Consider the following 13,020-nt stretch of genomic DNA (forward strand, 5'->3'; position numbering starts at 1 on the left):
GATTACCAGACTATGAATGATGATTTACTATTTAAAATGCATCTCCACCTCCACCTCCAAAGCCTCCACCTACATCACCCACTCCACCAAAATCGCCTCCACCAGAAGATGATGATGCAGCGCTCATTCCAGTGTCAAATGATGATGATAGTAATGCATAGCCTCCATAGTAATGGAAGAGGTAAATATCACTGCCTTCCAGTTGATCTTTTGGAAGATATAGTTCCATTGCTTTTCTAACAGCATCTGCAGCGCCAAGAGCTGTGGCATAGACTAAATATTTATTCCAAATTGCAACCGATTCTGGAGGGTATTCCTTGATTAAACTGAAATCCTGGATATATTTTTTAAAATTATGCCACTTAGCATCGTATTCTTTACCATATGTTGTCCATCGACCACCTGCCTTTTCTGGAAGAACCAGTGAAATTATGGATACAGATCCCAGAATAATGGAAGAAATCAAAGCCAGACTTGCCGCTGGAATTGGATCAAACATTGTGACAAAGAATATTACCACTGCTGCAATTAGCCCAAAAACATTGAAAATTTTTAGATAGGTATCTCCTTTCTTTATGAAAATCTTCTTCATTTCTCCGCTATCTAAGAACTTATTTTTTTATATTATCCTTCCAGTTGTTGTAGGTATCTCTAAGTGCATTAGAACGATCTGATAAACTCGCAGAAATATCATCCATAGATATGATGCCATCTTCTTCATATCCCTGGAGGAAGTTTAAAATGTCTAATTCAAAGTCTTTGAGCTTCGACGAATTTTTATTTTGATTAACCTCCAGGAATATTGATCCTGATAATCCAAGTTCTTCTTTTCCAGACAGTTCATTCTTTAAAAGTAGATATTTTCGCTTGATTAAATCCATTATAGTGGCTTTAAACCCATCCATATCAGGAATCCCGATCTTTTTTGGAAATCCTGGTCCACAAATTGCATTTACAATTGCGGGAGGATCATAAGTAGGTATATCCCTTTCATATTCAGTCTGTAATCAATTTTCGGTTCTCTACCAAACTTTAAATAAATAATTAAAGGTACAAAACACGCTAAAATTAATAAAACTGCTAATATTGAGTAAAGATTTGTTTTGAAGTTTATTTGATTTTGATAGTTATTCTGAGTGGCTTCTATTTGACTTAAACCATTTTGATTTATGATAATTCCATTTACAGGATTTGCAGCGAACTGATTTTTTGGTATAACTGCTCTTAATTCAAAAAAGTCACCTGAAGGAATATTTTTACTGATTACCTGGAGATCATTACCATTCCAGCTCGAATTTTGGGCAAAATATGGAGGATTAAGCCAGTATTTTACGCCGTCACGGGATTTAAAATGTATAACAGCATTCATTTGCCCAATATCTACAGACCAGCCTTCACCTACCAGTTTATACTGTAATTCAGCAATATCATTGTAAAATTTTATTGTGTGAGTAAAGTCGTATTCAATGGTAACATTAACATCCCTATCAGAAATTGGAGTGGTTTTTTGCGGATCAGAGTATAAATAAACTTTAATTTGCTTTGTATTACCATCATCAATCAAATTAAAAGTTGAGTATGCTCCCTGTGTTGATACTTTCACGTTTTGCAGCTGTTGATTACCAGTTACAGGTATATTCCTGTTTATTCCGTTATAAGTACCTGTAAAAGAATAATGGATTGTTTCCCTAACATGTAGTGTTCCATCATCCCGCAGGTAGAGATCAGAATTAATTAAAGGTATTGAATAGCTTCGATCACCTGCAAAAGCTGCTCCTCCTGAAAAAATGAATAGAAATAGTAAAATTAAGGGAATAAAATGCTTCTTATCCATATTATCACTTCATAAATTTTTTATTTATGTAGTTGGGAAATCTGTGATTCTTTCACCTAAAATTCAACTTTTGGAACAGAACGTTCAGCTTCTGCAACTTCAAAGAACTCAGCCTCTTTGAAGTTAAACTGTTTGGCAAATATGTTGCTTGGAAACATCTGGACTTTGTTGTACATTAATACCGTATCGTTGTAAAACTGCCTGGAATATGCTATTTTGTCTTCTGTTTGAGATAGTTGCTGCTGCAGATCCAGAAAGTTTTCATTGGCTTTTAAGTCAGGATAATTTTCAGCGACTGCAAAAAGACTTTTTAAAGCACCTGTTAGCATGTTATTGGCTTCGGCACTTTCTTGAACTGTTTGAGCATTTAACAAGCTTGAACGGGCCCTGGTAACATTTTCAAAAACGCCTCTTTCATGCTTGGCATATCCTTTAACTGTTTCAACAAGGTTAGGTATAAGATCTGCCCTTCTTTTTAGTTGAACATCTATACCATGCATTTTTAACTCTGTTACGTAAATCAAACTATTGTATATAGCAATCGACAAAACTGCTAAAATGATTAAAATAACCAGAATGATTCCTGAAATTATATACGTCACCATTTTAGACACCGTTTAAAATGATGCTTCTTTTACTATATATAGGTTGGTAAAAACTATTAAACCATGAAATAAATCCTTTCTGGTTTAAAAACCTTTAAAAGTGTGGATTCATATTGAAATTATTTTTCATGCCATTTAAATATAATTACTTCCTCTTTTTAATTAATTCTGTAAAACAAAAAATTAATTTATCATGCGATAAATAAAAATAACCATGAATCTGGAAAAACTCAGGGTCCTTGGAGAGTCTGCAAAATATGACCTGTGTAACTACGTGAGTGGTAACAATGCAGAAGGTAAAATACCTGGAGTTTATAACAGTACTTCACCAGGCAGGCGATGCATGCCTCTGTTTAAAGTGTTGATGACCAATAAATGCTCTAATGACTGTAAATACTGTATGAACAGTACTAAATTAGAGGGTTATGAATATGGGCCAGAAGAACTATCAAAGCTATTTTTAGATTATTACAATAAAAGGTATGTTGAAGGATTATTTTTAAGTTCAGGAATTGATGGAAGTATCGATTCTTCGATGGAAAGAGAGATCGATGTTGCAAGAATATTAAGAGATTATGGATATGAAGGCTATATTCACCTTAAAATAATTCCAGGAACCTCTTTTGACCTTATAAAAAGAGCTATGCAGCTTGCAGATAGGGTAAGTGTTAATATAGAATCTGCAACTCCTGAGGGATTAGAAGAAATTACTTCAACCAAAAATTTTAAAATCGATATATTAAGGCGTATGAAATGGATTAAAAAACTCTCTAAAAAAGACGAAAGTTTAGCTCATTCAGGTCAAACAACTCAATTTATTGTGGGGGCCACCGATGAAACCGATGAAGAAATTCTTAAAAGAACAAAATGGCTTAAAGATAAATATGAAATAAGGAGAAGTTATTTCAGTGCCTTTAATCCACTTAAAGATACTCCACTTGAACACCGTTTAGAACCCCATCCTATGAGAACTGTTCGGCTTTACCAGGCTGATTTTTTACTTAATTCTTATAAATTCAGCCTTGATGAGCTTGTTTTTGATGAAAATGGAAATATTGAAACAGGAATAGATCCAAAATACTCCTTTGCCATGAACAACAGGGATTTATTCCCTGTAGATATAAATGAATCATCTTTTGATGAACTTATAAGAGTTCCAGGAATTGGGAAGACTTCATCCCGGCGCATTGTAACCCTCAGAAAACACGGTGTGAAAATTAATAAATTAGATGAGCTCAGTAAATTAGGGGTTGCTGTAAAGCGTGCAGAACCTTTCATTAAGATTAATAAATCTTATCAAAGTACTTTAGAAGGGTTTTAATCCTATTTATAAGTTATAACTTATATCTTTTAAGTTACAAGTTAGATGTTAAAACTTATAACTGAATAAGTTATAACTAATAACTTCTAAGTTATAAGAAATTACTTATAAGTGATAAAGAATAAGTTATAATCCTCTTCAGGTCTTTGAACAGAATAATAGTTGATGCCCTAACTTAGTCCGGGACTAAATATGTTCCTCAAACAGCTCCCAAATTTCAGGATACTTTTTTTTTACTGCATTTTCAATTAAAATAGACGCTTCACTGCTAATACTAAATTCAGGCTCAGTTTTTCTTAAGTACCTTAAGACTGCGGCAGATTTCGCAGACCAAAGTGAAATACGTGGATTTTTCTTTATTTCTTCTATTATTTCTTCTACAATCTTATTATTTAAATTCAAAGCTTTATCTTTAGCTATCTTTTTATCAATTTCTTTACCAGTAGCAGCACTTTCAGATTCGGTCTTAGACTTTTTAACATGTTTTTTACTGATTAAAGCATCGAGACCTCTTCCAAGAGCACTATTTTGTTTGTTTTCAGGACTCATTATTCTCCTCCATTTTTAATATTTCCTTTGCTAAATCTCTGTATGCTTCAGAACCCTTACACTCTTCATCATAAAGAATACATGGTTTCCCATGACTTGGAGCTTCAGCAAGCTTAACATTACGAGGTATGGTTGTTTTAAAGATATTTTCTTTATCCTCAAAGTACTCAATAACATTACTGTAAACTTCTCTTCCAAGCCTTGTTCTTGAATCATAAAGTGTGAGTAAAATTCCTTTAATTCTTGAGGGACTGTTAAGACGATTTTTAACAAGTCCCATAGCTTCTATTAAATCTGCTATTCCCTCAAGTGCATAAAATTCTGCCTGAATTGGAATAATAACACTGTCTGAAGCTACCAGTGAGTTAATGGTTAGTATGCCCAGAGATGGGGGTACATCAATGAAAATGTAATCATAATACTCTTTAACAGGTTTTAGTTTTTCTTTAAGTATTGAATGAAATCCTATTTCACCACTTAATTCAATTTCAGCCCCGCTTAAAGCTATGTTACTTGGAACTATATCCAGATTCTCAACCCCTGTAGACATTATAGCTTCTAAAACAGGGTTTTTTCCAGTTAAAGTAGTGTATATACTCTTTTTAAGCTCATTCTTCTCTATTCCAAAGCTTGTAGTGGCATTACCCTGAGGATCAATGTCTACAATCAAAATTTTCCGTTTATTTATAGCTAATGCTGTTGAAAGATTCACAGCTGTCGTGGTTTTACCACAGCCTCCCTTCTGATTCAATATTGCGATTATTTCAACCATTTTAAGCCTCCTTCAGTTTACTTATAAATTTTAAGTTATAACTTATAATATTTAAAATTTCTAAGCAGCAAAAAAAGGGTTTGAATACTCTTTTTAGCCTTATGTAGATCCTATAGTGAAGTAAAAAGCTGATCCTCTGCCCAATTCTGATTCAACCCAGATACGGCCTCCATGGCACTCTACAATTCTTTTTGAGATTGCAAGACCAATACCTGCGCCTCTGTATTCATCTATGGTGTGAAGGCGTTTAAAAACTTCAAATATTCTATCCCGGTACTGAGGTTCTATTCCAATACCATTATCAGACACGCTGAAGATATATTTACCTTCATCATCTTTTTTACATGATATATGGATTTTTGGTGGAACATCTTCTTTTTTGAATTTGATGGCATTTCCAATGAGATTCTGGAAAAGTTGAATGAACTGTGTTTCATCAGCAGTCACCAGTGGAAGTTTATCATGGGTAATCTGGGCCTTATTTTTTTCAATTGTAGGTTGAAGATTAGATAAAACTGTATTCAGGATTTTTTCACTATTTACCTGTTTTAATTCATATCTTTGAGCGCTTACTCTTGAATAATCAAGTAAACCCTGAATCATTTTTTTCATATGTTTAGCAGCATCCACTACAAAGTCGATGAACTCGTCAGCATCAGGATCAAGCCTGTTTTTATAGCGTATTTTCAGTAACTGGGCAAAACTTGCAATGGTGCGCAGCGGCTCCTGCAGGTCATGGGAAGTTATGTAGGCAAACTGCTGAAGTTCGTCACTGGTGTGCTTTAATTCCTCTACAGTTTCTTTTAATTTTTCTTCAGATTTTTTTTGTTCGGTTATATCTCTGTAAATAACAGATATCCCTGTAATTTCTCCTTCATAGTTTTTAACAGGAGATAATGTTAAAGAAACATCTACTTCTCTGCCATCTTTTCTTAGTCTTTTAGCCTCGTACTGGGATACAGCTTCGCCTTCTTTAACCTTTTTTAAAAGTTTGGAAGCATTTTTCCATTCAGAAGGGCCCATCAAAATAGATTTATGTTTCCCTATAACTTCAGGAGCAGAGTAGCCGTAAATTTTTTGAGCTCCCCTGTTCCAGCTTGATATTATGTAGTTTAAATCCATACTAATAATACCGTCCTCTGATGACTTCACTATATCTGCCAGTCTTTTAGTATTTTCCTCGGCTTCATAATGCTTATAATCAATTTCATTTAAAGAATTTAAACTAATTCCACTTAAAACGAGTGAAATGATAATTAAAGTAATTATAAGTACTGTAATTCCAAAATAAGTATCAATATTCATTATTTTCCCTAAAATAATGAAATATCCAGTTAGCAGAGGAATAATAAAAACCATGGGTATTATTTTCCATGCAAGGGAACTTCCTGCCCCTGTTCCTGTAAATAAGCGCATTATGCTTTTATCTGGACGTGCAAATAGAATTGCAAGGGATATCAGTGTAAATATTACTGCTGCATAAACTGCAGTTCCTGCATAAATCATATAATAACCTGAAACACCATAAATATGGCACGTTAAAGCCAGTAAAGCCAGTATACCTACTACAACGCCTAAATACTGTGCTTGCCTGTGAACTTCTCTTTCAAGCAGTAAAATTGCTGTTCCAGCTAAAAACAGGTTCAATGCAGCAACAATTTCCATGCGATTGGGTGAAAGTGTATTGATAGCACCTGGAGCTTCCCTAAAGAACATCTGGTCTATGCCTAAATCAAGGGCAAAAAAGTACTGGATCAAAGTTAAAAACCCTGTTAAAAGCACAACAAACCCTGAAAATTGAATAATTTTCTGCTTACTCTTATTAATTATTCTTGTTTGCAGTAAAAATAAAGAAATCCCAATTAAAATAAAACAAATGGCAAGATTGGATTTTACAGTTGAAAAAGCAGGTCCTGGACTTTTAAACAGAGGGATGTTGAAAGCCCAGCCTAAAATTATTATAAACCCGAAAATAGCAATTAAAACACTTAAAACTTTTGAATAATACTTTAATTTAGAAATGGTCCTGCAATCAAGTTTTTTTACCATAAATATCAATACTAATTTTTTTTATCAGGCATAGAATACTTTAAAGTATTGATTTTTTTTTCTCTTAGTCTGTTAGCTGATTTTTGGTATATAACTACTTTAAAGCACTGGTTTAGAGATTTTTACGGTCCGGTTTTGTAAAGTTGTAAATCAGACAGATTATATTGGATTTTCAGGTATATAAAGGTATTTTATGCATAAGATATTTAAAAACTGTAAAATCCTCGTATAATAGGAGCCACCATGCAGAAAGGTGTACTGTGCTGGTTAGACAGCCACAGTATTTCACCCTGGTTAGAATAATGCCTGTAATGATTGAAGATGACATGAGTTAAGTTATGTGGATACGTAATAATAAATTTACTGTTTTTAATATTAAATTAGTATATATTCAGAAATTTTCCAATTATTCAGGTCATTCTTGCTGCAAGCGCTGCATCAGCATAACCCACAGTAACCTTTATCAGTTTCAACTATAAATTTGTCATTATTTTCTGTTGTGGCTTCAATAACGTGTTTCATTGTTTCCCTGCGTTTGTGGGATGCTGTGATGTCTAAAAACACGATTTAATCGGCTCCCTCTTCGTAGTAGCGAGTTGCAAGGTCGACTGGCTCTCCAGCATAATCTGCTTGAATTCAACCCCTTTAACAACCCGCCCGTGGGGCACGTTTAAATCGCAGTTAAGACACGGTATGATTCTTTTTGTAAGCATTTATAATTCCTCATAATTCAAAGTGCTATTTAATACTTTAAATATAATTATCCTTTTTTAAAGAATGTTTTTAAATCTGTCTTTTTTAATTATGAAGTGACTATCTGTAAAATATGTATTTTCTGTGATTATACTGGGATTTAAAGTAATCAAAGATTCAACATATCCTTAAAGAATGGGAGAAAAAAGAGGTAATGAAAGATGAAAACGCTTGAAGAAATAAAAAATATCTTAAGGGAACAAAAAAACGAACTTAAGGAAAGGTATGGTGTTAAAAAAATAGGTATTTTTGGCTCTTTTGCAAGAGGTGAGCAGAAGGAAATAAGCGATGTTGATATTTTAGTTGAATTTGAAAGACCAATAGGTCTTAGGTTTTTTGAGCTTGCCGATTATATCGAGGAGATATTGGGAATAAATGTTGACTTGCTTACACCAAATTCTTTGAAGCAAAAACCTTTACTTTGGCAAAGCGCAGCGGAGAATCTGCTTTATGTCTAAGAGAAACTGGAAACTCTTCGTTGTGGACATCTTAGAAAGTATTAAAAAAATTGAGAGGTATATTGCTGGTTTCTCATACAAGGAATTATATAAATGACGAAAAAACAATAGACGCTGTTGTAAGAAACCTTGAGATTATTGGAGAAGCAGCAAATCAGATACCAATGGAAATACGACAAAGAAATAAAGAAGTACCATAGTCTCAGATTGTTGGATTAAGGAACCGTTTAATTCATGGTTACTTTGTAATTGACTATGAAATTGTTTGGTATATAGCTAATAATGAACTACCAGAATTGAAAAAGCAAATAGAAAAGATTTTAAATGGGGATCTAACTTCTGAGAGGATTACCTATATTCAGGTAATACATGCATTCCTACTTTATTGTCACTTCATTCAAAAATAAAAATAAATGATTAAGCTTTACAAAAGACCTGTTTTAATAAATCGTAACCTTTTAAAAACGTACAGGGATCCCTCTTTCTTTTAAATACTCCTTAACAGTACCTACAGGATACTCTTTATAATGGAAAATACTTGCTGCAAGCGCTGCATCAGCATAACCCACAGTAAATGCATCATAAATATGTTCTGGAGTTCCACAACCTCCTGATGCAATAACAGGAATATTGACGGCTTCACTTATGGCTCTGTTAAGGTAATTGTCGTATCCATCTTTTGTGCCGTCACGGTCCATTGATGTCAGTAATATTTCACCGGCTCCACGTTCTTCACATTCTATGGCCCATGCAATGGCATCAATTCCTGTGAATTCACGCCCACCGTAGATACTGCAGTCATACCAGCAGTAACCTTTATCAGTTTCAATTATAAACTTGTCATTATTTTCTTTGGGGTTTTCAATGTATCGGCGTTTTGCATCTATTCCAATTACACAGGCCTGGGACCCTACAACTTTTGATGCCTCATTTATGAGGTCGGGGTTGTGGATAGCTGCTGTATTTGTGGAGCATTTATCAGCCCCGGCCTTAAGCATGGTTATGTAATCTTCAGGTTTTCTGATCCCGCCGCCAACACAAATGGGGACGAATACGTTTTCTGTTGTGGCTTCAATAACGTGTTTCATTGTTTCCCTACGTTCGTGGGATGCTGTGATGTCTAAAAACACGATTTCATCGGCGCCTTCTTCGTAGTAGCGAGTTGCAAGGTCGACAGGTTCTCCAGCATATCGAATTTGTTTAAATTCAACCCCTTTAACAACCCGCCCGTGGGGCACGTTTAAATCACAGTCAAGACATGGTATAATTCTTTTTGCAAGCATAATTTATTTCCTCTTTCCTTTAATTTTTTAAAAGTCATTTATAACTATAACTCATTCTCTTTATGATCAATGTTTTAAAGGCTGTTTGAATTATTTCAATTTTTAAGATAACATTTTTTTCTTTATCTAAAATAGCTATGTAATACCTTATATTCTGTGATTTATAAACATTTTAAATTCGTGATTAAAATACGAATTTTGGTTTTTAAGCGTTTTAAAAACCTTATTTCACTGATTTTAGAAATAATATAATTTATTTTAGTAATAAATTTCATATATATTTTGCTAAAGTAGTAATACTTTTTAATAAAAAGCTAATATTTATATAGGTTAAAATTCAATGAAGATTGGTGATAATATGAAATTGGAAAATTTTAAGAGAGAATCGCTGATACCATTGCCAGTGGCGTTTATTTCTACAGTCAGTAAAGATGGTATTAGGAACATAGCACCATATTCTTGTGTTATGCCTATTTTACGCCCATTTGACTTAGTTTGCATGGCTTCAGCAAAAATGAGGGATACATTTGTTAATATAGAAAGCACAGGGGAATTTGTTATTAATATGCCTGGTACTGATATGGTAGATAAAGTGATACCAACAGCGTTGCACGTTCCTTTCGATGTTAATGAATTCGAACTGGCCAATTTAAAAGAAAGGCCTTCAAAAAAAGTCAAAGCGCCTGGAATTGAAGGTTGTTATGCGTGGATGGAGTGCAAACTGCATAACATGCATGAAGAGATGTATGACGGATTCCCATATCTCTTGCTTCTTGGTAAAGTGGTACATCTTGAGATAGATGATACTATCTACAACTCAGAAGATGGTTCATGGAACGTAGAGAAGGCTAAACCGTTAATGATGACTGGATCGGATCATGGTATGCATTTCTGCACAGTCAAAGATATCAATAAATTTGAGCCTTATGGGGCTATGTTTGAGGATGGTAAAGATCCGTTATCATGGATGTATGAAAAAAAGGAGGTACAAAAATGCAAATAAAAAGTATGGAAGATTTTAATAAGTTGGAAAAGCCACGAGTTCAAAATATACCGGGTTTTTATGGTGAAGAACTCATTGAAGGCGTTGTTATGAAGGACATGGATCTATTCAGTGATGAGAGAGGATTTTTGACCGAACTCATACGTTTAGATGATGAAGAACTGAAAGCACAGAATATCAAGCAGATAATTGCTTCATATTCCTATCCTGGAATGATTAAGGGATGGCATCTTCATTCTAAACAGGAAGATCACCTGTTTTGTGTTACTGGAATGGTAAAAGTTGCTTTATATGATTATAGGGAAGATTCACCTACCTACAAAGTTCTTAATGAAATATTTATGGGTGAAAAATATCCTCGTGTAGTTTACATCCCTCCAGGAGTCTTCCATGGCACAAAAAATGTGGGCAATGAGATATCTGTGGTGATAGGAATGCCTTCATTGTTCTATGATCCCGAAGATGTAGACGAAAGACGAGTCAATCCTATTGACAATGACATAGTTCCATATGACTGGAGCTGCAAAATGGAGTAAAAACTCATAATCAAAGAAGAGGAAGGTAGGACGTGTTAAATATGCCTAAGTTGATTATTAGTGGCCGTGGTGGTAGTGGAAAGAGTACACTAGTGACTCTTCTGGCACACCGACTGGGAGAAAAAGGAAAAGTTCTGGTAATAGACGAGGATGAATCTAATCTTGGATTAGGTATGATGTTAGGAATCGAACCACCCGAAAAAACCCTTATGGACTATTTAGGTGGCAAACCTGTAGTAATGGAAAAGTTGATGGCTATGATTAAAGACGAAGGAAGTGAACAGGTAGAATTTTTCACGCAAAAAACTGATTTAAATAGTTTATCGCCAGAATTTGTGCGTTGGAATGGATCTGTAGCTTTAATGCAAATAGGTAAGATTGAACACACTATGGAGGGATGTGCCTGTCCTATGGGAGCTGTAGCCCGAGATTTCTTGAACCATTTGACAGTAGAAGAAGATCAATGGGTTTTAGTAGACACTGAAGCTGGAGTAGAGCACTTTGGACGTGGAATAGTAGAAGGTGCAGATATTGTAGTGATGATAGTGGATCCTTCCAACGATGCAGTTTTACTAACTGAAAAAGCTGCAAAATTGACAGGGGAAGCAGGTAAAGATTTTGGAGTTATTTTGAATAAAATTGATGAGAAAACGAAACCCATTTTAAAAGAAATGCTGACTGCAAAAGGTATCGCAATTAAAGGTATTTTACCTTATTCTCCAGTTATAGCACAAATAAATCTTCAGGGGGAATCTTTAGAGGCATACACTATATGGGAGGAACTGGATGAGCTGATAATGGGGATTAACTCATAGATATTAATGTGATTAACGTTGTATATTGCTAATTATTTCTTAATTAGCTGCAACAGTTTTAATTTTCTATTTTTTTCTTTTGATTAATCGGCAAATTTAGGCAAATTTATAAAGTATCTGAGGATATATTTCTTTTTCAATAATCTAAAAAATAAAAGTATTAGGGGTGATAATATGGAAAAATCAATGTATATACTACCATTTTCAGAAGTTACAAAGTTTCACGGTCATGTATGCCCTGGAACTGCTATAGGGTACCGTGCAGCGGAAATAGCTATAAAAGAACTTCGCTCACCAAGATCAATGGATGAAGAGTTTTTGGCCATTGTAGAAAATGACAGCTGCAGTGTAGATGCTATACAGGTTTTAACAGGCTGCACTTTCGGGAAAGGAAATTTAATATTTAAGGATCATGGAAAACACGTATACTCATTTGTAAACAGGAATACTGGCGATACTTTACGTTTATCTTTAAATAAAGGCATAGATGAAATGGACCCAGAATTTGCTAAAATTAGAGAAAAAGTTTTCTCTGGATCAACCAGTGAAGAAGAAAAAGCAGAGTTTGAAAAGCAAAAAGATAAAACATCTTATGATATTCTTGACATGCCAGATAATGAATTGTTCAAAATAGAACATGTAAAAATTGAAATTCCTGAAAAAGATAGAATATTCCAGTCAGTTAAATGTGCTAAATGTGGAGAGCTGGTTGCAGAACACAGAGCACGGGTAGAAAAAGGTAATTTTGTGTGTATCCCGTGCTTTGAGGACTATTCAAGAACTTAAATCTCTTCTTTCTTTTTTAATTCCACCTAATTTATAATAAAGTTATGTAAAATTCTGTTTTAACTATCTTTTTTGAGTTATTTTTGAAAATTGTTTTAGTTTAAACATAGAATTTGAATACAATTTGATATGTCCATTCAGTATTACTTAATGCAATTTTTTGAGTATTACGTTCGTAAAGATCCTTTATAAATGTGTTATTAATTTATTTTTAAGTATTATGATTAAAGAATTCATTTATAAATGTATTATTACT

At 34.0% G+C, this 13,020-nt stretch carries 14 protein-coding genes and 2 pseudogenes; 7 read left to right on the forward strand and 9 right to left on the reverse strand.

The window, feature by feature from the left end; genetic code table 11:
* Window positions 1-31 precede the first annotated feature (31 nt).
* From PQ963_06575 to PQ963_06590, 4 genes are read right to left on the reverse strand one after another with little or no spacing between them, the layout of a single operon-like run.
* Window positions 32-592: a DUF2207 domain-containing protein gene (locus PQ963_06575; protein MEN4029329.1), complete on the reverse strand. Its 561-nt coding sequence runs from the start codon at window positions 590-592 to the stop codon at window positions 32-34.
* A gap of 19 nt (window positions 593-611) precedes the next feature.
* Complete coding sequence (locus PQ963_06580) at window positions 612-983, reverse strand: DUF2207 domain-containing protein (GenBank protein ID MEN4029330.1); 372 nt, start codon at window positions 981-983, stop codon at window positions 612-614.
* Window positions 953-1,834 (reverse strand): DUF2207 domain-containing protein, encoded by an 882-nt coding sequence (locus PQ963_06585; GenBank protein ID MEN4029331.1) that lies wholly within the window; start codon window positions 1,832-1,834, stop codon window positions 953-955. The genes PQ963_06580 and PQ963_06585 overlap by 31 nt, the downstream gene beginning before the upstream one ends.
* 56 nt (window positions 1,835-1,890) lie before the next feature.
* Entirely contained in the window at window positions 1,891-2,439 is a 549-nt protein-coding gene (locus PQ963_06590; protein ID MEN4029332.1) for a LemA family protein, read from the reverse strand.
* A 214-nt stretch (window positions 2,440-2,653) separates the two neighbouring features.
* On the opposite strand from PQ963_06590, the gene PQ963_06595 reads away from it, so the two are divergent.
* The gene (locus PQ963_06595; protein MEN4029333.1) at window positions 2,654-3,760 is read left to right on the forward strand and encodes a radical SAM protein; all 1,107 of its coding nucleotides are present in this window, start codon (window positions 2,654-2,656) and stop codon (window positions 3,758-3,760) included.
* 186 nt (window positions 3,761-3,946) lie between these two features.
* Here PQ963_06595 and PQ963_06600 read toward each other — a convergent pair whose 3' ends face one another.
* From PQ963_06600 to PQ963_06615, 4 genes and pseudogenes are all read right to left on the reverse strand, one after another.
* Window positions 3,947-4,309, reverse strand: a complete 363-nt coding sequence (locus PQ963_06600; GenBank protein MEN4029334.1) for a hypothetical protein — start codon at window positions 4,307-4,309, stop codon at window positions 3,947-3,949.
* On the reverse strand, window positions 4,299-5,081 hold the full coding sequence (locus tag PQ963_06605; protein MEN4029335.1) for a ParA family protein: 783 nt from the start codon (window positions 5,079-5,081) through the stop codon (window positions 4,299-4,301). The genes PQ963_06600 and PQ963_06605 overlap by 11 nt, the downstream gene beginning before the upstream one ends.
* A 99-nt stretch (window positions 5,082-5,180) precedes the next feature.
* Window positions 5,181-7,130: a PAS domain S-box protein gene (locus tag PQ963_06610; GenBank protein MEN4029336.1), complete on the reverse strand. Its 1,950-nt coding sequence runs from the start codon at window positions 7,128-7,130 to the stop codon at window positions 5,181-5,183.
* Between the two features lie 489 nt (window positions 7,131-7,619).
* Window positions 7,620-7,843, reverse strand: a pseudogene (locus tag PQ963_06615) (HisA/HisF-related TIM barrel protein).
* A gap of 201 nt (window positions 7,844-8,044) precedes the next feature.
* Between PQ963_06615 and PQ963_06620 the strand changes: the two are divergent.
* On the forward strand, window positions 8,045-8,341 hold the full coding sequence (locus PQ963_06620) for a nucleotidyltransferase family protein (GenBank protein MEN4029337.1): 297 nt from the start codon (window positions 8,045-8,047) through the stop codon (window positions 8,339-8,341).
* A gap of 50 nt (window positions 8,342-8,391) precedes the next feature.
* A pseudogene (locus PQ963_06625) lies at window positions 8,392-8,748 on the forward strand (DUF86 domain-containing protein).
* Window positions 8,749-8,799: 51 nt separating this feature from the next.
* Here PQ963_06625 and hisF read toward each other — a convergent pair.
* A complete protein-coding gene (gene hisF / locus PQ963_06630) occupies window positions 8,800-9,624 on the reverse strand; it encodes an imidazole glycerol phosphate synthase subunit HisF (GenBank protein MEN4029338.1) in 825 nt (274 codons plus the stop codon).
* Window positions 9,625-10,027: 403 nt separating this feature from the next.
* On the opposite strand from hisF, the gene PQ963_06635 reads away from it, so the two are divergent.
* The 4 genes from PQ963_06635 (at window position 10,028) to PQ963_06650 (ending at window position 12,764) form a co-directional block, all read left to right on the forward strand.
* Complete coding sequence (locus PQ963_06635; GenBank protein ID MEN4029339.1) at window positions 10,028-10,627, forward strand: flavin reductase family protein; 600 nt, start codon at window positions 10,028-10,030, stop codon at window positions 10,625-10,627.
* The gene (locus PQ963_06640; protein ID MEN4029340.1) at window positions 10,618-11,163 is read left to right on the forward strand and encodes a dTDP-4-dehydrorhamnose 3,5-epimerase family protein; all 546 of its coding nucleotides are present in this window, start codon (window positions 10,618-10,620) and stop codon (window positions 11,161-11,163) included. The genes PQ963_06635 and PQ963_06640 overlap by 10 nt, the downstream gene beginning before the upstream one ends.
* Before the next feature lie 41 nt (window positions 11,164-11,204).
* Window positions 11,205-11,978, forward strand: coding sequence for a nitrogenase reductase (locus tag PQ963_06645; GenBank protein ID MEN4029341.1), 774 nt, complete (start codon window positions 11,205-11,207; stop codon window positions 11,976-11,978).
* Between the two features lie 174 nt (window positions 11,979-12,152).
* Window positions 12,153-12,764 (forward strand): FmdE family protein, encoded by a 612-nt coding sequence (locus PQ963_06650; GenBank protein ID MEN4029342.1) that lies wholly within the window; start codon window positions 12,153-12,155, stop codon window positions 12,762-12,764.
* The last annotated feature ends 256 nt before the right edge of the window (window positions 12,765-13,020 follow it).

Origin of the sequence: Methanobacterium sp. (assembly GCA_039666455.1) — an archaeon.
Taxonomy (GTDB): Archaea; Methanobacteriota; Methanobacteria; order Methanobacteriales; family Methanobacteriaceae; genus Methanobacterium_D.

Bases quoted from the DNA above. Each gene is read 5' to 3' on its own strand.
- PQ963_06575 (MEN4029329.1), bottom strand. From the start codon at position 592: ATGAAGAAGATTTTCATAAAGAAAGGAGATACCTATCTAAAAATTTTC.
- PQ963_06585 (MEN4029331.1), bottom strand. From the start codon at position 1,834: ATGGATAAGAAGCATTTTATTCCCTTAATTTTACTATTTCTATTCATT.
- PQ963_06590 (MEN4029332.1), bottom strand. From the start codon at position 2,439: ATGGTGACGTATATAATTTCAGGAATCATTCTGGTTATTTTAATCATT.
- PQ963_06595 (MEN4029333.1), top strand. From the start codon at position 2,654: ATGAATCTGGAAAAACTCAGGGTCCTTGGAGAGTCTGCAAAATATGAC.
- PQ963_06600 (MEN4029334.1), bottom strand. From the start codon at position 4,309: ATGAGTCCTGAAAACAAACAAAATAGTGCTCTTGGAAGAGGTCTCGAT.
- PQ963_06605 (MEN4029335.1), bottom strand. From the start codon at position 5,081: ATGGTTGAAATAATCGCAATATTGAATCAGAAGGGAGGCTGTGGTAAA.
- PQ963_06610 (MEN4029336.1), bottom strand. From the start codon at position 7,130: ATGGTAAAAAAACTTGATTGCAGGACCATTTCTAAATTAAAGTATTAT.
- PQ963_06620 (MEN4029337.1), top strand. From the start codon at position 8,045: ATGAAAACGCTTGAAGAAATAAAAAATATCTTAAGGGAACAAAAAAAC.
- hisF (MEN4029338.1), bottom strand. From the start codon at position 9,624: ATGCTTGCAAAAAGAATTATACCATGTCTTGACTGTGATTTAAACGTG.
- PQ963_06640 (MEN4029340.1), top strand. From the start codon at position 10,618: ATGCAAATAAAAAGTATGGAAGATTTTAATAAGTTGGAAAAGCCACGA.
- PQ963_06645 (MEN4029341.1), top strand. From the start codon at position 11,205: ATGCCTAAGTTGATTATTAGTGGCCGTGGTGGTAGTGGAAAGAGTACA.
- PQ963_06650 (MEN4029342.1), top strand. From the start codon at position 12,153: ATGGAAAAATCAATGTATATACTACCATTTTCAGAAGTTACAAAGTTT.